Genomic DNA, 18,772 nt, shown 5'->3' with positions numbered 1-18,772 from the left:
AGTGTGGCTGATTACTTCTCTAGCTCACTGCACATTTTTAAGTTGTGATGTATAAGCTCGAAGCTTTCGCAGTCAATCATTGATAACAGAGGCTGAAATTCAGCGGCTTGCTTGAGCTGTTTTCCTGCCTGTTTTGCATCGTCCATTGAACGCCAGTAAATGATGTCTGTCCACACATCGTCCGTCGCTTCGTGACTGAGTGAGCGATACAAAAAGCCCGGCAGATTCTTCACAAACGTTTGTGACTGTTTGGCAGCGGCGATCACGTCTTGCTCTGTTGTGCCTGCGGTTAGACGAAATTGCACAGTTTCGATAACGGTTTCCATATTGTGATTCCTTATTGGTTTTGGCGGATTGCCTGTTGAGTTCCAAATAAGGTTACGCGGATGGAATGTCAGAACATGTCAGTAGTGAAATCTCACTCACTTATCATCAATATGGTTATTTTTCTGGGCTGTTGTAACGATCCCAGTAAGGTAAATCTGTGCCGAGTTTTTCGCTGATAAAATCGATAAAGGCTCTTACTTTCAACGGCATGTGCTTGCGCTCAGGAAAAACCGCATAAATGGCGTGTTCTGGTAGAGAATACTCTTCCATCACCGGTTTTAGATTTCCTGCGGCAAAGTCTCTTCCTGCAATAAATGTTGGCAGTTGCGCAATGCCCGAACCTCTTAACAGCAACTGGCGAATGGCTTCGCTGTTATTGACGATAAAGTTTCCTTTTGGAAGCACCTTGTATTCGCTGCCGTTGTTGATGAACATCCATTCGACGCCGCCACGGAAATAGGAGTAGCGCAGGCAGTTGTGACTGACTAAATCACTTGGTTTTTGTGGTGTTCCAAACTCCGCTAAGTAATCTGGCGAGGCACAAAGCACACTTTTACAAGGGGCGAGGCGTTTTGCGATTAGATTGGAAGAGGTGAGTTCACCAATACGGATCCCCAAATCAAAACCGTCTTTAACCAAATCGACCATTTTGTCTTCGAGGTTTAAATCCACTTCAATTTTCGGGTAACGAGCGAGAAACTCGCTGATCAAAGGCGCGATATGCAGCACACCGAAAGACATCGGCACGGTAATTTTGAGCCGACCTTGTGGAGAGCCTTGCAGCTCAGATACCGCGTCTACGCCTTGCTGGGCCAGATTGAGCGCTTGAGAAGCGTACTCAAAATAGCGTTCTCCCGCTTCGGTCAGGCTCAGCTTACGCGTAGTTCGGTTAAGGAGACGAATGCCCAAATCGTCTTCTAGTTGGTTGATGCGTTTGCTGATCGCCGATTTCGTCAGATTCAGCTGTTTGGCCGCAAGGGAAAAGCTGCCGCATTCGACAACAGCAACAAAAACGGGCAGGGAGGCAATCGCGTTCACATCAATCTCCTATTATCGTGAAGCATTTATTGTTGAGCACAAGGATACAATTAATTTCCAATTATAGAGATTATCTTCAAGAAGAAAACAATCTAGACTATGCACCAGTATTACGACCTTGATTTTGGGAAGAAGAAAATGAAGTACGATTGGATCCTGTTTGACGCTGACGAAACCTTATTCCACTTTGATGCTTTCAAAGGTTTGCAGCTTATGTTTTCTCGCAAAGGCGTAGATTTTACTGAACAAGATTTTGCTCATTACCAAACCGTAAACAAACCGCTTTGGGTGGATTACCAAGACGGCAAAGTAACGGCAGATGAGCTAAAACATAAGCGTTTTACCGAGTGGGCTGAGAAGCTGAATACCACAACAGCAGATCTCAATAGCGCATTTTTAGAAGCAATGGCCGATATTTGCAGCTTGTTGCCAGGTGCAAAAGAGCTGATGGAAGCGCTGCAAGGCAAAGCCAAAATGGGCATCATCACCAACGGTTTTACAGAGTTGCAAGCAATTCGCCTTGAGCGCACAGGGATGACTGAGTACTTCGATAAAGTGGTGATCTCTGAACAAGTGGGCGTAGCAAAACCGGACTTAGGTATTTTTGAATACGCGATGCAGCAAATGGGCAACCCATGCAAAACGCGCGTACTGATGGTGGGTGACAACCTGCATTCCGATATTCTGGGTGGTAATAATTTTGGTATTGAAACTTGCTGGTTAAATACCACAGGCGCAAGCGTCGATGAGCGTATCGCACCAAATTACACCGTTGAGTCTTTGAGTGAACTAAAGAACATTTTGGTGGCGTAACCGAATCGGGTATTATTCCGTAGTAACCCTCAGAAAAATCAAGGAATAATCATGTCAGATATCAAACAGCTAGACAGCAAAGTCGTTTACCAGAATAAGTGGATGACGGTGCGTGAGGACAAAATTTTACGTCCGAGCGGCGCAGAGGGCATCTATGGTGTGGTCGACAAACCTGATTGTGCTGCGATTCTGGCTATCGATAACGGGATGATTCACTTGGTTCAGCAGTACCGTTACACCGTAGGTCAACGTTGTTGGGAGATCCCACAAGGGGCGTGGGAATCAAACCCAGATGCGGATCATCTTGAGCTTGCCAAAGGCGAACTGCGTGAAGAAACGGGTATGCAGGCGAGCACTATGGCGTATGTCGGCGCGCAGTTTATCGCATACGGCTTTTTGAATCAGACATGTCACGTCTACTTCGCCAGTGATTTAACGGACGTGGGCAATCAACTCGACAGTGAAGAAGAGGATTTGATCACTCGCGCTTTTTCTGTTGAGGAGTTCGAACAGATGATGATCGACGGCACGATCAAAGATTGTGTCACCATCGCCGCTTATGGTTTGGCGAAGCTGAAGAAATTCATTTAGTTATCCATGACGATTTTTTAATGAAAACAGCGGCCTAGTGCCGCTGTTTTTAGTTTGGGTGAGTTCGTTGAGCCATCGCTTACTCGTCGATTTTCTTACCTAAGATTTCCACTTGCGCTTTTTTGGTCACCCCCGCGACTTGCAGCGCAGTGCTGCCAACCGATTCATAGTTCAACTCGATTTTGTCTAACTTCGCGTTATCTTTTGTTGGTAGGCTTAAGCTTCTTGATGACATGCCTTTAGTCAGAACACCTAAACTGTCGAACGTCTTTTCCTGAGCATCTTTCATGATTACTTTAACGCTTTTCAGAACGACCGTACCTTGCGTACATTTGATTTTGATGTGGCTAAAACGAGCGTTAGCAAATGGTGACAGTGGATTGACTGTGTCGGTTTCCGATTTAAAACTGACGGTTTTATCTGCAATCTTGTCCCAATCGTTGTCTCCAGCAATCGATTGGAAAGAGGCTACAGCCGCTAAAAGACAGAGCGCGATGGTGTTGAACAGTTTCATAACTTTTCCTTACCTTAGGTTTAGATATTCTGTTTAATCAGTTCGATGACGTGTGTGACTTCGTCTTGAGTTAAAGCCCCTTCTTTCACGAATAAAATTTCACCTTGTTTATTTTGTACGATAATCGCAGAACTTTCTTGCTGCAGATCCCAAGTTGTTGCTAATACGCCATTTTTGTCTAACACCATGGAAGACCAAGAGAATGTCTTTTTGCTGTCCTCTGCCGACGATTTAACAAATGTACCGGTTCCCCAAATGGCGTCTTCTTGGTTGATCACGGTTGTGGTCTGATACTGATCTTCAGGAAAGTGAGCGGCAGTGATTGCTGACATCAGCGGCGCGTTCATCTCTTTGGCTTTACTACGACCTGCAATGGCTTGTATCACACGGACTTTGCCTAACATCTGCTGAGTTGCCCAAGGTTGATAAGCCACATCGTCTCCTTGCAGCGTCATTTCGCCATAGGTATCAATGCTGACGGAAGGGGTGGTTTGACCGACAGAAAGGTTATGAGAGAAGGCGAGTGTCGGGGCGAGTGCGAGTGCGAGTGCGAGTAAGAGTGACAGAACAGATGGAGTTTTCATTGGGGGTTCCTGTAACGAAGTGAGGTTAGAGCGAATCAAAATAAGGGGCAAATACGATGCCCCTTATCGGATGTGGCGTTTAGTTAGAAAGTACAACGCGCGCATTTAGCGGTTGCAGCGGACGATTGTTTTGTCCCATGACTTCCATCAGTTTCTCAGCTTGATCTTTGGATAAGGTTTGAGTGTCTTTAAGCACAAACCAGCGCACACCTTCTGAACATGGCGGTGTGGTTAAAGAGCCGTTAAATCGATAGTAGTTTGCAGTTTTTGGCAGTAAGTCGTTAATCTCAAACGTATCTTTAAAGAAAGTGGTTTGATTCTCTTGTGGGATTGCGTTGATCAGTTTAGACAGTGCTGCGTTTTGATCACCAGCATCAAACATCACCGAAATTACCGCCAACTCGCCGTCTGCGTTGGCGTGTACAAAGTGCGCTTCAAGTGGATATTGGCGGCCTTTGATTTGGTTTTCTGAAGGTGTGTGGAAATGGAACTGTTGCAGCTCGAACGTCTCGCCATCGATGGTGAAGCTGTTACGTCCGTTCACTTGCGCTTGCAGCGTATGACCATTGTTGGTTAAACCAATGACCTGACCAGTGTACGAAAGGTTCAGTGCTTCCAGTTTTGCGTCGGCTGGGTTGTCGATGTTGATTGGGCTTTGGTTTTTCGTGGTTGCGCAGTCTTTGGCGATTTCTCCCCAGTGCTCTGGCCCGTGTTTGTCATTGCCATAGCCCCATTCCGAAGCCTGAGCCGCGCTTAGAGTGAGAAGTGAGAGTGAAAAAGCAAGTAGTGTTTTGTTCATAATAATGTCTCTGTTCGGTCGCTTCGATAAGCGTTGTTACAAGGCAATGACCTAGAGGTTTGATCACTGCCTGACAAATTAGAAACGGTGGCTGAGTTGGGCACCAATTAGGAACGCATTTGAATGGGTCACGCCCGTCACCATAGGTGCAGGAACACCTTCATACGCGTACTCTTCTACGTTGACATCTTCACCAATCAAGTACGTCATGCCGATGTCAACCGTGGTATCTGATGACCATTGGTAAGAGGCGCCCGCAGATAACCAGTGACGGTTCGAATCTGGGATAGAAAGCGAAGTCAGCTCATCGACAGGTGTTTTGTCGAACATGTAACCCGTGCGTAGTGTCCAACGTTCATTGGCGTACCAAGTCGCACCGATGGAGTAGTGCGCGGAGTCTTGCCACTGAAAATCTTTTAGCAACTGATCATCAGCTTTCAAGCTGTCAAATGCTGACCAACCAATCCACTGCACAGAATAGTGCAGGGCAAATTTAGGTAAGACGCGGTGATAACCGGAAAACTCCGCAATATCCGGTAGCGGCATAGCAAGTGAGTCGTACGATTCGCCAGCAAAGTGGATGTCACCCTTGGCATTGATGTTAGGGCTGTGCTTGTAGCTTAAACCTAAGCGATGACGTTCGTTAAACTCGTACATCATGCCAATATTCGCGCCAAGCCCAATGCCGCCAGCTTCCACATCAAGTGCGTTGCCTTTTACGGATCCACAGCGTTGTTCTAGTTCGTTTCCAAGTATGTTCCCACCAACGCAAACACCCACGTCCATATCGCGGTACAGCTCACCAGAGCCGTAAATCACATCAATACCACCACCGATACTAAAACGATCGTTCACCTTGTATGCCAAGCTTGCGCCAAGGTTGACACTCGCTACGCTGGTGACACCGCCAAAAACAGGTGCGCCATAGTTTGGTTTAAACTCCATGTCGGTTCCGAAGTTGGAGTATGCCGATAAGCCTAGATACCAGTCGTCGTTGATAGGGTGAATAAAGTAAAAATTGGGTACAACGGCTGGTTGACCAACGCCATCGACGTCATCAATGTCGGTCACGGTTTGAGAGAAGGACGGGGTAATGTCAACTTGAGGGGACGGAGGAAAACCGCCCATACCAACATTGACATCCGCATTAATGTTAGCTCGATGATATTGCGCATTTTTAACGGTAACGTCAGGTTTGACGTAAGTGACACCGAACGATAAGGCATTTTGTTTAAACAGCGTCATCGCTGCGGCGTTGCGGCTGACTACAGATGCATTATCACCAATGACGGCATCACCAGCAAAAGCACGACCAAGACCCGTCGCCGAATGTTCGTTAATTTGAAAACCACCGGCATACGCCGTCGATGAGGCTAAACCGATTAATAAATAAATCGGTGAAAGAGTGAATTGTCGATGCATGTTTTTTCTCATGAATTAATTAGAGGTTGTATTGCAACGAAAAGCAGTAAAATAAACAAATCTGACCAGTATATTTAGGAGTAAAACTAACAATATGTTGACAATAAATTAATTTAACTTAATAAATATTTATTGATGAATTTATTAATGGTTCATGTCGTGAATGTGGTGATTATTTTACGTGTAAATTAAAATCAGAGCCTCTATTTTTATTTTTGCGGTATTACTTCTCTATTTTTGTTGTGCTGACTGTTCCCTAACAAACAGAGGCAAATCCAGCGATAAAGTGTCCGTGATGGAAACTCTGAGTCATTTGTATTTCCATTGCATCCCAACGTTGGTAGTTCGAATCAGCAAGAGAACTATCGTTTTAAACCCACATGACACACTCCTCTCGGTCTTACCTGTGTTATGTGGGTATTTTTTATTTAACTTATCACTTAACTCCTCTTGAAATTCAATAATTAAAAATGGCCATAATGAAATTTAAATGGATGGAATGTTGAATAATTTTGGATTTTACTGGTTTGTTGGTATTTAAAAGTTTTGTTTATAATACTTATAACTTGAATTTCTATATTAAAAATGGTCTTTGCTATATTTATTGGATGATAAAGTTTTGAAGTGACTATAATATTTATGATTTTTCACGTTAGTGAAGTTATTCCTTCAGTATCTTGACGTTAATTTACCTATCTTTACGTCTCGTACCCTGTACGGCTAAGGCAAATAGCAGTATAAAATCAAAACGATTATTTACTTCACTCCTGCTATGAAACTCAATAAAAAATGGCTCGTTTTGTGTGGCCTACTCGCTATTGGTGCTGGTGGTTATCATTATCTGCAACGTCCAGAACCCATTTCTCCTTACGCGACAGAAGTCGTTCGCAAAGGCAATATCGAAAAGGCGGTATTAGCCAACGGCATGTTGCAAGCGTCCAAATTGGTGAATGTAGGTGCGCAAGTATCTGGGCAAATTCAACGCCTCGCTGTGAACTTAGGGGATGAGATCAAACAGGGGGACTTGATTGCACAGATTGACAGCCTGACTCAGCAAAACAGCCTCAAAGAAGCCCAAGCGTCTCTTAATAGTCTCAACGCTCAGTACCAGGCTAAGCAAGCGCAGATTAAACAAGCAAACTATGAATACGTGCGCCAAAAAGGCATGTTGGCAGCGAAAGCGAGCTCACGAGCTGATTACGAGAATGCCGAAGCGACGCTCGCCATCTACAAAGCCGAGTTAGCGCAACTGGATGCCGAAATCGAGAAAGCCAAAATCAACGTCGACAATGCGCAGTTAGATCTCGGTTACACCACCATCAACGCACCGATGGATGGCACGGTGGTCTACACCGCGGTGGAAGAAGGACAAACCGTAAACGCCAATCAAACCACGCCAACTATTATCGAGTTAGCCAAGTTAGATACGATGACGGTGAAAGCCGAAATTTCGGAAGCCGATGTGATTTTTGTTCACCCAGGCCAAACGGCGCTGTTCACCATTTTAGGCAAACCGAATCAGCAGTTTAAAGGCACACTGCGCGCCATTGAGCCGGGGCCAACCATCATGGATGGCGATGACAGCGATTTGAGCATTTCAGATAGCGACGCCATTTACTACAACGCTGTATTTGATGTGAAGAACCCGCAAGGTATTTTGCGCATCGGCATGACTGCGCAAGTTTCGATTGTCCTTGAGCAATCGGAAAATACCTTGATTGTCCCTTCACAAGTGCTGCAAAAATCTGGCGGCAAAGGCAACTATACCGTGCCAGTGCTTGAACAGGGCCAAGTGGTGCAAAAGCCCGTGACAGTGGGTATTAACAACAAAGTGAACGCAGAAATTCTCTCAGGTTTGAAGGAGGGCGACCAAGTTGTTCTTGGCAATGCTATGGATGGAGAATCATCAAGCCGAGGTGATCGTCGTCGACCTCCAATGAGGTTCTAAGATGAGTGACGTGCTTTTAAAAGTTGAGGATTTAACTCGACGATTTGTCTCTGGCGACGAATCGCTTACTGTGTTGAACCACATTAATTTAGAGATAAAACGCGGTGAAATGGTCGCGATCGTGGGAGCATCAGGTTCAGGTAAATCGACGCTGATGAATGTGCTCGGCTGCTTGGATAAACCGTCCAGCGGTCGATACTTCATTAATGGGCAAGATGTCTCGACGTTGGAATCTGATCAACTGGCGGAACTGCGCCGCGAGTATTTTGGCTTTATATTCCAGCGTTACCATCTGCTGGGGGATTTAACCGCGGTGGCAAACGTGGAAGTACCGGCGGTTTACGCGGGAGTTCCTCATCGTCAAAGAACGGATCGAGCGCAGTCACTATTGGCTCGCTTGGGGCTGGAAGATCGTTTGACCCACAAGCCCAGCCAACTGAGTGGTGGCCAGCAACAGCGCGTGAGTGTTGCTCGTGCACTGATGAACGGTGGTGAGGTGATTCTCGCTGATGAGCCCACTGGCGCATTAGACAGTCACAGTGGGCAAGAGATGATGGCACTGCTTAAAGAGTTGCATCAACTTGGGCATACTATCATCTTAGTGACTCATGATATGAACGTGGCGAACTTTGCGGATCGCATCATTGAAATCAAAGATGGTGAAATCATTGCAGATACGCCAAATGCACAAGTTGTAATCAATGAGCAAGCAGCAAAGACACCGAGCGCATCTTTTCATCGCCCAGCGCAAGCCGCCAGTAAGTGGTGGAAGTGGGACAGTTTTATTGACGCGCTAAAAATGGCGCTGCTGGCGATGTCTAGCCACAGAATGCGCACGTTTTTGACCATGCTCGGCATCATTATTGGTATAGCCTCGGTGGTTTCCGTGGTGGCACTAGGTAATGGTTCACAACAGCAAATTTTGTCGAATATTTCATCCATGGGAACAAACACCATTGATGTCAGGCCGGGCAAAGGGTTTGGTGACCGCCGCTCCGGACGAGTGAAAACGCTAACCGGCGACGATGCTAAATCGTTGGAGAGTCTACCTTTTGTCGACAGTGTCACGCCGTCTTTATCCAACAGCTTAACCGTGCGTTACGCCAATCAGGATGCAACCGCGTCTGTGGAAGGGGTTGGGGAAGATTATTTCCGTGTGCGCGGTTATGAGATTGCCAAAGGTCAGTTTTGGGATGAAGAGAGCGTGAACTCACTCGCCCAAGAAGCAGTGATTGATGACAACACCAGAAAGGAAATGTTTGCGGATAGAAATCCGATTGGTGAAGTGATTTTTCTTGGTTCATTGCCAGTGCGTATTGTGGGTGTCACGCAGAAAAAAGAAGACGCGTTTGGTAACAGCGACGCGCTGAAAATTTGGGTGCCATACACCACTATGTCGGGACGCATGATGGGACAACGCTACCTCAACGGCATTACTGTACGGATTGATGAGAACGCCCCAAGTGCGGCGGTAGAGCAGAGCATCATCAACTTGTTAAAAATGCGCCACGGTACAGAAGATTTCTTCACGATTAACACTGACACCATTCGTCAGAGCATCGAGAAAACCACCGCAACCATGACGTTACTGATCTCAGCGATTGCGGTGATCTCCCTAATTGTCGGCGGAATTGGCGTAATGAACATTATGTTGGTGTCGGTGACAGAGCGCACGAAAGAGATCGGTGTGCGAATGGCTGTGGGTGCGCGGCAAGCGGATATTTTGCGTCAGTTTTTGATTGAAGCGGTACTGGTGTGTTTGTGTGGTGGCATTGCTGGTATTGGCTTGGCGTTTTTGATTGGTTTTGCATTCAGTACATCTGGCAGCAGCTTCCAAATGATTTACTCAATGAACTCGATCATCTGGGCGTTTATTTGCTCAACGTTGATTGGCATCGCTTTCGGCTTTTTACCCGCTCGCAATGCCGCCAAACTCGATCCGATAGAAGCGCTAGCGAGAGACTAAAAATGAGTAACACAATGAAATTCAAAACTCGATTGGTCGCGGCTGCCTTAAGCGCAGTGTGGTTGTCAGGTTGTGGTTCGCTTATGCGTAGCGACTATCAAGCTCCTGAGGTGCAAGTGCCTGCAAATTGGCAACAGATGCATGTTGCGGGTGATGTCAGTATGGATCCTTGGTGGTTGGCGTTTAACGACCCAACGCTTAATCAATACATTACTCAGGTGTTGGCTCAAAACAACGATTTGACGCTGGCAACGCTAACGCTAAAGAAAGCGCGTTTACAGCTGGGTTTAGCGCAAGATGACCTTTTCCCTACGTTGAGTTCTTCCACATCAGGACAAGTTCAAAAATCTCTTGATGGCGGGGAATCGGCAGATAGCTACAGCACTAACTTGTCCGTCAATTACGAGTTGGATTTGTGGGGAAAAATCTCGGCGGACGTTGACCAAGCCAAGTGGACGGCGATGGCAAGTCAACAAGATCGCGAGGCGACCGCACAAAGTTTGGTGGCAACGACGGCATCGTTATATTGGCAAATCGGCTATCTGAAACAGCGCTTAAACCTCAGTCAGCGTAATGTGGAAGACGCAGCTCAAACGCTACAATTGATTGAAAAACAGTACCAACTTGGCGCTGTGGATCAGTTAGATGTGCTTGAAGCCAAACGTACGTTGGCAAGCTTACAAGCGCAGCAAAGTGAGTTTGAACAGAGTTTACTTGAGGCAAACAACGCCTTTGCGATTTTGTTCAATCAACCGCCGAAGAGCATCAGTGCAAACATCCAAATGCTGCCTGAAGGCGATATGCCATCGTTGAGTGTTGGTGCTCCGTCTGATTTATTGATCCGCAGACCCGACATTAAAGCAGCGATTTATGAAGTCAAAGCCGCGCTAGCAAATAAAGACGCAGCAGATTTGGACTACTTGCCTAAGCTGACGCTCACTGGGGCTTTGGGTGGATCGTCACAAGCGCTCAAAGACCTGCTTTCCAACCCGATCGGCAGTTTAGGTGCAGATATGACGTTGCCGTTTTTGCAGTGGAATGAGATGAAAAATAGCCAAGCCATTGCCGATTTAGACTATCAATCAGCTATTGTAAGTTATCGCCAAGTGTTGTACGCCGCATTCCAAGATGTCGAAAATGCCTTGTCGGCACGCGAGAAATTGAAGTATCAGGCGGCGCGTTTACAAGAACAATATGATGCCGCAAGTGCCGCTGAGTCCATATATGCCGCGCGGTATCAGTATGGCTCGACATCGATCATGGACTATTTGAATGCCCAAGAAGACACCAGAAACGCACAAGCTTCTTTGTTGGAGAACCGCTACAACCAGTTTCTCACTCAGGTTACGCTTTACCAGTCTTTAGGAGGAGCCGACGTTGCGCCGTTGTAATTAGGTGTCAGCTCACACTAGCGAAGCGCCATGCAACAAAGCCTTTTTTGAAGGTATTACTGGTCCCATGAATGGGACCAGTAATAAAAGCTTAAGTTACTTGGCGAACTTCTTGAAAGGTGCATCAACCGGGGTGTCAGCTAGGTGATTGGTGTAGTTACTCATCACTTTTTGCGCTAGACCAAGAACAATTTCAAGCAGTTGCTGCTGTCCGTAACCTGCCGCAAAGAATTTCTCTATCTGAGACTCTTCCACTACACCACGTTGACGCACCATTTGAAGCGTTGTTTCTCGTAGTGTTTCAAGTTTTTCGTCTGCCAATGGTGTTTGGTTGACGAGAGCATCGACAATCTCCTGATCCACTTTCATTGACGCCGCGATCGCACTATGAGCAGGAACGCAGTAGTGACAACCATGTTCAACGTTGATGGTTTGCCATACGACGGTCAATTCTTCTGCGTTAAATGATGTTTGTTGAAAGAGCTCATGCACAACTTGATAACCCTCAAGCAAGGTTGGCGCTTCAGCCTTAACAGCATGAAGATTTGGTAGCATGCCAAACGCTTTGACTGAATTTTCAATCAGATGCTTTGATCCTTCGGGTGCGTTTTCTGCGGTATACAGTTTAAATTCTGCCATGTTTAAATCTCCTGTAGTTGGATATGAGCGAATTAGGCAAGAACAGGATAGTTGATTTTGAGCGGTCGCTCAATATAAAATTGAGCATATGTTCAAAATTGATAATTGCTCATGGCGAATACAAAGAAATTCCAACGTGATGAAGTGGTGAAAGCCGCCTCGGATCTATTCTGGAAGAAAGGTTTTCATGCAACATCTACACGTGATTTACAAGATAGCGTTAATCTGCGTCCTGGAAGTATTTATGCGACGTTTGGGTCAAAAGAGGGGCTATATTGTGAAGCGCTAAAAATGTACGTTGCGAACTTACAAGCCCTGTTTGAGTTGCATTTAGCTCAGAACACAACGGTTCTAGATGCAATAGAAGCTTTCGCGATTGATGTGGTTATCAATCAGCGAGACTCCAATCCCAGTGAAGTGTGCATGTTAGTCAAATCAGCAAGTGAATTTGCTGAGGATTTTAATGCGCTGCGCAATCAAACAAACAGCTTAGCAAACCAATTTGAATCTTTTCTTGCAAAGCTGTTTGAGCGAGCAATCGAGAATGGCGAAATTGAAGCTCAGGATACATTGCTTCTTGCTCAGTTGTTCCAGGTTCAGTTTACGGGTATACGAGCCTACTCATACCGTAGTGATGATGTAACCTTAAAGACGTTGATCTCTATTATGGTGGACAGCTTCCGCGGTAACGTATCAAAAACAGAAAGCTGAATGAGGCTGCTCAAAGTCAACGTCTCTAAATCAACGGCTTGAACTAAGCGAGCTCAAATAAACCCGTTATCGGGGGTCGATATCGATAAAAAATGACCACGAAGCATCGTGGTCATTTTTATGCAGATTAACTTGCAATGAACAACAACGGCTTATTAAAAGCGAAACTCTTCTAAGTTATTGCTGCTTTCTAACATTTTTTCAGCCACATAACGATGCGTTGCTGTGGTTGGGTGAGTCACATCCCAGAACACGAACTTATCTGCGCCAGATGCTGCACATTCAGAACGTAATGAGTGAGTGTACATGTAGTCAACAGAGGATGAACGGTTGATGTCTAAGCAAGGGTCGCTTGCATTTACGAAACCGTGTTCTTCTGGTGCCGAGGTTAACTTCTCAAACAGTGCGTGTGTATCAAACAATGCGATGTTGTAGCCTTGGGCTTTGTAGTACATCGCTTGTGCTTTGATGAACTCGTTCATTTTCAATACTTTCGCACGAATCGTTTCAATTTCTTCCTGTGTTGAGTATTTGAACTGTGGTGCTTTGGTTGCATCAGGCAGTGTCATCAACATGAAGTTCTTAGCGCCAGCGTCTGTTAAACGAATCAGAGCTTCAGCGTAATCCGCTTTTACTTCCGGCACGCTACGGTTGTAGTTCATGAAATCATTTAAACCAAACTCTAACGTAAACAATGTGTTAGCAGGGTTGTAGTTCTTCGCCAGCTTTGTGTAGGTTAAGTAAGAAGAAACTTGTTCGCCGACACCAGTTAGCGCGATGTATTGGTTTTCACCTGCTGCGCCACCAACTGCCCAGTTGTATAGCGGTAAGTTTTTGGCTTTAGCAACGTATTCCGTCCAAACAAAACCGTTTGAGAAGTGACCCAAGAACCAGCTATTCGGGTTAGGAAAGCGCCATTGGGACGCGTTAAAGATGTTGCCTGTATCAGACAAGCTATCGCCTAAAGCCACTACTTTGTTTATCTGATCTGGTTGCATTGCAGCATCATTGCTCCAGATCGTGTGGTTATAAGAATAACGATTGTCAGCAGCAAAAAATGTAATGTCTGCGTTCTCGTTCGCTAGATCTAGTGTTTCTTCACAACGCTGACGAATTACGTTTTGTGAGGTATTGGTGTAGAACATGTTTTTAAATGAAACAGAGCTCCACCAATAGCCATCGATAGTGAAGTCACTACCATCTTGGTTTTTTGCCCATTTCCAATCGGTAGCCGCATCGTCCTTAGAGTGGCTCGTACGATACCAGCATCGAACGTACGTATAAGTTTGATTTTCTTGCGCGCTAACCACTTCAGCCGCAGAAACCATTGCTGGTGATAAAGTTGGCTCCTCTGCAATGGCGGAGGCAAGCGGAAGTAATGCAGTTAATAGTGTGATTGTTTTTTTCATCATTCACTCTTCTTGTAATGGTTATTGTTCCGAATGCGTGAATACGCTCGGCTATAACAGTATTTAGATGAGAATTTTTCTCACTAAACCTTCTAATTCTGAGTAAATGCTCAAGACAGTCAACAACTAAATATTCAATATTTCAGTTTTGGCACCACGGTCAAAAAATCCATTCAGCATAGCAATCGATTAAATGGGTGATATTTAGAATAATTACTCACTAACATTAATTTAACATTCACTTTTTGTTAATTAAGTAATTGCTTTATAAGGTTTTGTCGGTGATTTTTAATGTTAACTTAAAGTGTTTATTGAATGATCTTTTGTACAAATTTGTATATTCATGAAACAAATTGTTTGGCATTTTTGCTCTGTAAACTATAGCTGAAGCTCTCATGTAAACATCATGATGATGACTTTTCATGAGAATATAGTGAATAAAAATTAGCTCAAATAAGGAATAGGGCAAATGCACTACACAACAAGTAAAAAACAAGGCTTATTTTCGTTGTCTGCCGTAGCAATAGCACTGACCACTTCGATGTCAGCGTTTGCGGCTCCACCAATGGGATTTGATGAATCTAAATTACCGACGAAGTACATCGTCAAATTCAAAGAAGATGCAGTCAGCCGTTCTTCAATGGGGGGGAACTCATTCTGGGGGCCACGAATCGCGCAGGAGTCTGTTCTAGAACAGGTGAAGGCACGTAAGGTGGAAAAACTGGGCAATCGCGCCATTTACAGCGTTGAATTGGATGGCGATGACTTAGAGCCGCTTCGCAACCGTAGTGATGTGGAATACGTGGAAGTCGATCCACCTCGCTATTTGCTCAGCGAAACGACTCCATGGGGATATGAAGCGGTTAATGCTCAACTGTTAGCTGACTTCAATGCGGGTAATCGCACTGTATGTATTATCGATTCAGGGTACGACATTTCGCACAACGACCTAAGCGGTAACCGCGTTGCCGGTACTAACGATAGTGGTACGGGATCATGGAGTGATCCGGGTAACAACAATGCCCACGGTACTCACGTCGCGGGTACGATTGCTGCGATTGCCAACACCGAAGGTGTAAAGGGTGTGATGCCAAACCAGAATGTGAATTTGCACATCGTGAAAGTATTTAACGAATCGGGTTGGGGTTACTCATCTGGGCTTGTTAAAGCAATCCAAACCTGTGCCGATAATGGTGCTAACGTTGTGAACATGAGCCTTGGTGGTAGTCAATCAAGCCGAACTGAGCAAAATGCACTGCAAAATATTTACGATCAAGGCGTTCTATTGATCGCCGCTGCGGGTAATGATGGCAATACAGCGCACAGCTATCCAGCTTCTTATGACTCAGTGATGTCTGTTGCGGCTGTTGATAATCAAAATGATCATGCGGCGTTCTCACAATCTACTAATCAAGTTGAGATCTCAGGCCCGGGTGTGGCGATCTTATCAACGGTTACGGTAGGTGAAGGTAAACTTTCTGATATTACCTTGAATGGTGTAAGCCAGTTTGATCGTGGGATTGTTCCTCACAATCGTTTGATCAATAACGGTTCTTCGTATGTTCCGGATCCAATCGCGGGTTCAGTAACGGCAACGCTAGATAGCTGTGATGTATCTGGCGGTAACTTTAACTGTGGTGATATGTCGGGCAAAATTTGTTTGACTGAGCGCATTGGCAACCAGTCTTCAGGAAACTACCCTGAAGTGGATGCGGTTCAGGCTTGTTACAATGCGGGTGCGCGAGCTGCAATCGTATACAGCAACTCTGAACTACCTGGTTTACAAAACCCATTCTTGGTAGACACAAACAACGCTTATCGTATGGTTTCGGTAACGGTTGATCGTGCATTTGGTCAAGAGCTGTTGGGGTATGTTGGTCAGGAAGTTACTGTTGCAACAACCTCTGGTGAAGATTACGAGTACTACAATGGTACATCAATGGCGACACCGCACGTAACGGGCGTAGCTGGTTTGGTGTGGAGTTACCACCCAACCTGTACAGCAGCGCAAGTACGTAATGCCCTAGTGAAAACTGCAACAGATATTGATGTTGCTGGTCGAGACAACCGTACTGGCCACGGCCTAGTTAATGCTGAAGCGGCGAAGCTGTTCTTGGACGCTGGCTGTAATGGACCTGATGGTGGTAGCTCTTCGGACTCTAGCTTCTCAAATACCAGCCCTGTTGCGATTCCAGATAATAAATCTTCTGGCGCAATCAGTGCAGTAGAAGTCGATCGCTCTGGTGATTCAGGCACAGTAAGTATTGACGTTGATATTAGCCACACTTACATCGGTGATTTACGAGTGACTGTAACGTCACCGACTGGTGGAGAAGTTGTACTTCACAATAATACCGGCAGCAGCGCTAACGATATAAAAAATACGTTCCAAGCGGATTTTTCTGGTTTTGAATCGCAAGGTACATGGGAACTAAAAGCGGTGGACAGTGCCAGAAGAGACACAGGCACCATCAACAGTTGGACTCTGACCTTTCAATAAGGAGTGACTATGAAGAAGTTGACCTTACTTTCTTTGTCTGTGGTAGGCGCTACCGCACTATTGGCAATCGGACTGAGCTCAAGCAGCTTGGCAAACAATCAAGGATTTCCTCTCGTGGATGAACGCCAAGATCAAGCCGAGCAGCAACCTGCACGTTACTTTGTTAAGTATCATGAAGGGAAAGAGAGCGAAGTGAGAGCGCTTCTTCGTCAGCACAACATTGAAGTGATCGACGCTCTGGTGAAACAACACGTGTTGGTTGTGGTGGGTGAACAGGCGGAAGTCGATAAACTCGCGGATCACGATGCGGTCGAATACACCGAGCAAGAGCCGACAAGAAAGCTGCTATCTAACGGAACTACGCTTCAATAAGCCAAACTTTCTTAAGATAGTACCAAAAAGAAAAACGCCCCTCACGTGCGGGGCGTTTGTTTTCTTTCATGCTCCGGTTCTTCTAAAGTCAGTCGCTTGCTATGACTAGAGACTCTTTAGGATTGATGCCGATGAGCCTATTCCCGCATCAATCAAGTCAGTTATCAGCTAGTCATATTCAGACTAACTACTTAACGAACAATCAGACCCAGTAGGATACCAACGGCGCCGAAGTCTGCGTCACTAAAGGTCGTGTTAGCAAAGCCTAGGTCACCCAGTACTGGCATTAGGAATACTGGTAGGAAGGTAATCAGTAGACCTTGTGCAAAAGCACCCAAGATTGCACCGCGACGACCACCTGTAGCGTTACCAAATACACCTGCCGCTGCACCTACAAAGAAGTGTGGAACGACACCAGGGATAATCACAGTAAGCCCCATCACGTAAAGTAGGAACATACCCAAAAGACCCGCCGCAAAGCTCGATAGGAAGCCAACCAATACTGCGTTTGGTGCGTATGGGAATACAACCGGACAATCAAGCGCAGGTTTTGCGTTTGGTACTAGTTTGTCTGAGATACCTTTAAACGCTGGAACGATTTCTGCGATAACCATACGTACACCTTGAAGGATAACGTACACACCACCGGCGAATGTGATGGATTGCATCAGCGCGAACATGAACCAGTGCTTACCACCGCTAACTTCGCGCACAAAGTCACCGCCAGCGAAGATACACGTCACCATAAAGATGATGCCCATGGTGAACGAGATTGCCACTGGCGTATCACGTAGGAACAACAAGCTCTTAGGTACGTTCATCTCTTCAGTAGAGTGTTCTTTGTTACCGAACTTGCTGCCAATAAAGCCCGCTAGTACGTAAGAAAGGGTAGAGAAGTGACCAATCGCAACGTCGTCAGAACCTGTTACTTGCTTCATGTACTTGTGAGCAATCGCAGGGAAGAACACCATCACAGAGCCCACAACCAGAGAGCCAAGTGCGATCAGTGGAACACCTTTCATGCCGCTAGAAGCAAGGATCGCCGCTACCATCATCGACATAAATAGCGTGTGGTGACCTGTTAGGAAGATGAATTTCCATGGCGTGAAGCGAGCGATCAAGATGTTCACTAACATACCGAAGAACATGATCATCGCCATCTCTTTACCAAATGCTTCTTGCGCGATAGAGACGATAGCTTCGTTGTTTGGAACCACGCCTGTGATGCCGAACGCGTGTTGGAAAATCGTCGCAAAGTCACCCAGAGAAGTCACAACTAGACCTGCACCTGCACCAAGCACGATGAAACCAAGAATGGTTTTTACCGTACCTTTAATACATTCAGTGACTGGTTTTTTCTGGGCAATTAAGCCGATTAGGGCGATAAGACCTACCAGAACCGCCGGCTCTGATAGGACATCGTTCATTAAGAAACTGAAAAATTCCATAACGCCACCTTATAGAGCGTCAAGCTCTTGAAGTGCCACAGATAGACGCTCTTTCATTGCCACTTTGTCGACCATGTTATCAAGCGCAACGATGCGAGGTTCAACGCCAAGTGCGTTCAACTGTTCAACGATATCGTTAGTACCGATGAAGATGTCACAATCCGTACCTTTTGCAGAACCTAGATCGATATGATCCACTTCTGCGTTTACATTCAATTCTTTCACGATGCCTTTGATGCTCATTTCCATCATTAGGCTAGTACCAAGACCGTGACCGCAAACAACCATAATTTTCATAAT

The 18,772-nt window shown here is 45.7% G+C and carries 18 protein-coding genes; 8 read left to right on the top strand and 10 right to left on the bottom strand.

The features are described 5' to 3' along the window. Positions 1-11 precede the first annotated feature (11 nt). Complete coding sequence (locus tag R8N28_RS16115) at positions 12-326, bottom strand: hypothetical protein (protein ID WP_029795225.1); 315 nt, start codon at positions 324-326, stop codon at positions 12-14. 115 nt (positions 327-441) lie between these two features. Then, positions 442-1,365: a LysR family transcriptional regulator gene (locus R8N28_RS16110; RefSeq protein ID WP_005384329.1), complete on the bottom strand. Its 924-nt coding sequence runs from the start codon at positions 1,363-1,365 to the stop codon at positions 442-444. 138 nt (positions 1,366-1,503) lie between these two features. Between R8N28_RS16110 and yjjG the strand changes: the two genes are divergently transcribed. After that, complete coding sequence (gene yjjG / locus R8N28_RS16105) at positions 1,504-2,178, top strand: pyrimidine 5'-nucleotidase (protein ID WP_005374109.1); 675 nt, start codon at positions 1,504-1,506, stop codon at positions 2,176-2,178. A 51-nt stretch (positions 2,179-2,229) separates the two neighbouring features. Then, complete coding sequence (locus tag R8N28_RS16100; RefSeq protein WP_005374107.1) at positions 2,230-2,769, top strand: NUDIX domain-containing protein; 540 nt, start codon at positions 2,230-2,232, stop codon at positions 2,767-2,769. A gap of 79 nt (positions 2,770-2,848) precedes the next feature. Here the strand turns inward: R8N28_RS16100 and R8N28_RS16095 are convergent, their stop codons facing one another. The 4 genes from R8N28_RS16095 to R8N28_RS16080 form a co-directional block, all read right to left on the bottom strand. Further along, positions 2,849-3,283 carry a hypothetical protein gene (locus R8N28_RS16095; protein WP_065275112.1) on the bottom strand — a complete coding sequence of 145 codons (435 nt, stop codon included), beginning with the start codon at positions 3,281-3,283 and terminating at the stop codon, positions 2,849-2,851. A 20-nt stretch (positions 3,284-3,303) separates the two neighbouring features. After that, positions 3,304-3,867, bottom strand: a complete 564-nt coding sequence (locus R8N28_RS16090) for a YtfJ family protein (protein ID WP_065275113.1) — start codon at positions 3,865-3,867, stop codon at positions 3,304-3,306. Between the two features lie 79 nt (positions 3,868-3,946). After that, the gene (locus tag R8N28_RS16085; protein ID WP_021821301.1) at positions 3,947-4,666 is read right to left on the bottom strand and encodes a carbonic anhydrase; all 720 of its coding nucleotides are present in this window, start codon (positions 4,664-4,666) and stop codon (positions 3,947-3,949) included. A 78-nt stretch (positions 4,667-4,744) separates the two neighbouring features. Further along, positions 4,745-6,088: an OmpP1/FadL family transporter gene (locus R8N28_RS16080; protein ID WP_065275114.1), complete on the bottom strand. Its 1,344-nt coding sequence runs from the start codon at positions 6,086-6,088 to the stop codon at positions 4,745-4,747. 772 nt (positions 6,089-6,860) lie between these two features. Here R8N28_RS16080 and R8N28_RS16075 point away from each other — a divergent pair. The 3 genes from R8N28_RS16075 to R8N28_RS16065 are packed head-to-tail and all read left to right on the top strand — an operon-like array spanning position 6,861 to position 11,393. Beyond that, positions 6,861-8,036 (top strand): efflux RND transporter periplasmic adaptor subunit, encoded by a 1,176-nt coding sequence (locus tag R8N28_RS16075; protein ID WP_005384341.1) that lies wholly within the window; start codon positions 6,861-6,863, stop codon positions 8,034-8,036. A gap of 1 nt (position 8,037) precedes the next feature. Then, complete coding sequence (locus tag R8N28_RS16070; protein WP_065275115.1) at positions 8,038-10,002, top strand: MacB family efflux pump subunit; 1,965 nt, start codon at positions 8,038-8,040, stop codon at positions 10,000-10,002. 14 nt (positions 10,003-10,016) lie between these two features. Next, entirely contained in the window at positions 10,017-11,393 is a 1,377-nt protein-coding gene (locus tag R8N28_RS16065; RefSeq protein ID WP_081048933.1) for an efflux transporter outer membrane subunit, read from the top strand. Positions 11,394-11,489: 96 nt separating this feature from the next. Here R8N28_RS16065 and R8N28_RS16060 read toward each other — a convergent pair whose 3' ends face one another. Beyond that, positions 11,490-12,032 (bottom strand): carboxymuconolactone decarboxylase family protein, encoded by a 543-nt coding sequence (locus R8N28_RS16060; RefSeq protein WP_262635374.1) that lies wholly within the window; start codon positions 12,030-12,032, stop codon positions 11,490-11,492. A 111-nt stretch (positions 12,033-12,143) separates the two neighbouring features. Here R8N28_RS16060 and R8N28_RS16055 point away from each other — a divergent pair, with 111 nt between their 5' ends. Next, positions 12,144-12,743 (top strand): TetR/AcrR family transcriptional regulator, encoded by a 600-nt coding sequence (locus R8N28_RS16055; protein ID WP_054728629.1) that lies wholly within the window; start codon positions 12,144-12,146, stop codon positions 12,741-12,743. 155 nt (positions 12,744-12,898) lie between these two features. On the opposite strand, the gene R8N28_RS16050 is transcribed toward R8N28_RS16055, so the two are convergent. Next, positions 12,899-14,155, bottom strand: coding sequence for a type 2 secretion system lipase (locus R8N28_RS16050; RefSeq protein WP_017819748.1), 1,257 nt, complete (start codon positions 14,153-14,155; stop codon positions 12,899-12,901). A 466-nt stretch (positions 14,156-14,621) separates the two neighbouring features. Here R8N28_RS16050 and R8N28_RS16045 point away from each other — a divergent pair, with 466 nt between their 5' ends. After that, on the top strand, positions 14,622-16,652 hold the full coding sequence (locus R8N28_RS16045) for a S8 family serine peptidase (RefSeq protein WP_065275116.1): 2,031 nt from the start codon (positions 14,622-14,624) through the stop codon (positions 16,650-16,652). A gap of 9 nt (positions 16,653-16,661) precedes the next feature. Then, complete coding sequence (locus R8N28_RS16040; RefSeq protein WP_065275117.1) at positions 16,662-17,024, top strand: ATPase; 363 nt, start codon at positions 16,662-16,664, stop codon at positions 17,022-17,024. 191 nt (positions 17,025-17,215) lie between these two features. Here R8N28_RS16040 and R8N28_RS16035 read toward each other — a convergent pair whose 3' ends face one another. Next, on the bottom strand, positions 17,216-18,472 hold the full coding sequence (locus R8N28_RS16035; RefSeq protein ID WP_005384349.1) for a PTS ascorbate transporter subunit IIC: 1,257 nt from the start codon (positions 18,470-18,472) through the stop codon (positions 17,216-17,218). A 9-nt stretch (positions 18,473-18,481) separates the two neighbouring features. Next, positions 18,482-18,769, bottom strand: a complete 288-nt coding sequence (locus tag R8N28_RS16030; protein WP_065275118.1) for a PTS sugar transporter subunit IIB — start codon at positions 18,767-18,769, stop codon at positions 18,482-18,484. Positions 18,770-18,772: the final 3 nt, after the last annotated feature.

This window comes from Vibrio sp. Vb1554, from assembly GCF_033344235.1.
The sequence above is the reverse complement of the archived record's forward strand: the minus strand, read 5'-3'. Positions and strand labels throughout refer to the sequence as shown.

What these genes read in the sequence shown, in the direction of transcription:
- R8N28_RS16050 (WP_017819748.1), bottom strand. Translation starts at nt 14,155, where the DNA reads ATGATGAAAAAAACAATCACACTATTAACTGCATTACTTCCGCTTGCC.
- R8N28_RS16070 (WP_065275115.1), top strand. Translation starts at nt 8,038, where the DNA reads ATGAGTGACGTGCTTTTAAAAGTTGAGGATTTAACTCGACGATTTGTC.
- R8N28_RS16085 (WP_021821301.1), bottom strand. Translation starts at nt 4,666, where the DNA reads ATGAACAAAACACTACTTGCTTTTTCACTCTCACTTCTCACTCTAAGC.
- R8N28_RS16045 (WP_065275116.1), top strand. Translation starts at nt 14,622, where the DNA reads ATGCACTACACAACAAGTAAAAAACAAGGCTTATTTTCGTTGTCTGCC.
- R8N28_RS16090 (WP_065275113.1), bottom strand. Translation starts at nt 3,867, where the DNA reads ATGAAAACTCCATCTGTTCTGTCACTCTTACTCGCACTCGCACTCGCA.
- R8N28_RS16055 (WP_054728629.1), top strand. Translation starts at nt 12,144, where the DNA reads ATGGCGAATACAAAGAAATTCCAACGTGATGAAGTGGTGAAAGCCGCC.
- R8N28_RS16040 (WP_065275117.1), top strand. Translation starts at nt 16,662, where the DNA reads ATGAAGAAGTTGACCTTACTTTCTTTGTCTGTGGTAGGCGCTACCGCA.
- R8N28_RS16035 (WP_005384349.1), bottom strand. Translation starts at nt 18,472, where the DNA reads ATGGAATTTTTCAGTTTCTTAATGAACGATGTCCTATCAGAGCCGGCG.
- R8N28_RS16080 (WP_065275114.1), bottom strand. Translation starts at nt 6,088, where the DNA reads ATGCATCGACAATTCACTCTTTCACCGATTTATTTATTAATCGGTTTA.
- R8N28_RS16095 (WP_065275112.1), bottom strand. Translation starts at nt 3,283, where the DNA reads ATGAAACTGTTCAACACCATCGCGCTCTGTCTTTTAGCGGCTGTAGCC.
- R8N28_RS16065 (WP_081048933.1), top strand. Translation starts at nt 10,017, where the DNA reads ATGAAATTCAAAACTCGATTGGTCGCGGCTGCCTTAAGCGCAGTGTGG.
- R8N28_RS16115 (WP_029795225.1), bottom strand. Translation starts at nt 326, where the DNA reads ATGGAAACCGTTATCGAAACTGTGCAATTTCGTCTAACCGCAGGCACA.
- yjjG (WP_005374109.1), top strand. Translation starts at nt 1,504, where the DNA reads ATGAAGTACGATTGGATCCTGTTTGACGCTGACGAAACCTTATTCCAC.
- R8N28_RS16100 (WP_005374107.1), top strand. Translation starts at nt 2,230, where the DNA reads ATGTCAGATATCAAACAGCTAGACAGCAAAGTCGTTTACCAGAATAAG.
- R8N28_RS16075 (WP_005384341.1), top strand. Translation starts at nt 6,861, where the DNA reads ATGAAACTCAATAAAAAATGGCTCGTTTTGTGTGGCCTACTCGCTATT.
- R8N28_RS16030 (WP_065275118.1), bottom strand. Translation starts at nt 18,769, where the DNA reads ATGAAAATTATGGTTGTTTGCGGTCACGGTCTTGGTACTAGCCTAATG.
- R8N28_RS16060 (WP_262635374.1), bottom strand. Translation starts at nt 12,032, where the DNA reads ATGGCAGAATTTAAACTGTATACCGCAGAAAACGCACCCGAAGGATCA.